The organism is Mesorhizobium sp. M4A.F.Ca.ET.050.02.1.1 (assembly GCF_003997725.1).
Taxonomy (GTDB): Bacteria; Pseudomonadota; Alphaproteobacteria; order Rhizobiales; family Rhizobiaceae; genus Mesorhizobium.
Map to the genome: position 1 here is coordinate 1 of NZ_RZSG01001536.1, position 412 is coordinate 412.

The window sequence follows — 412 nt, forward strand, 5'->3', positions numbered from 1 at the left end:
GGCCCGACCTTGCCCGACGAACAGGCCGACCCCGCCGACAGCGCCACGCCGGCGAGATCGAAGGCAATCTGCGCCGTCTCGGCCTTCACGCCGGGAATAGCGAAGAATGTCGTGTTGGCAAGCCTTTGCGCGCCATTTCCGAAGATTTCCGCGTCCGGCGCCAGGGATTTTACCAGGACCTCGACCTCGTCGCGGCGTCGAGCCACCGCGTCGATGCCTTGAAGGCCGGCCAGCGAAGCGCGCGCGGCGGCGCTGAAACCGGCGATACCGGGAAGGTTCTCGGTGCCGGCGCGATGGCCCTTTTCCTGGCCTCCGCCATTGATCAGCGGCTTCGGAATCATCAGATCGGCCGCCGCGACGATGGCGCCGACGCCCTTGGGGCCGCCGATCTTGTGCGAGGACAGGATCAGAT

Annotated in this window: 1 protein-coding gene; it reads right to left on the minus strand. The window is 67.0% G+C overall.

Annotated features, from left to right (window positions below):
* Positions 1–412 (minus strand): aminotransferase class V-fold PLP-dependent enzyme (locus EOA33_RS38525; protein WP_127407878.1); only part of this gene is annotated, 412 nt, incomplete at both ends.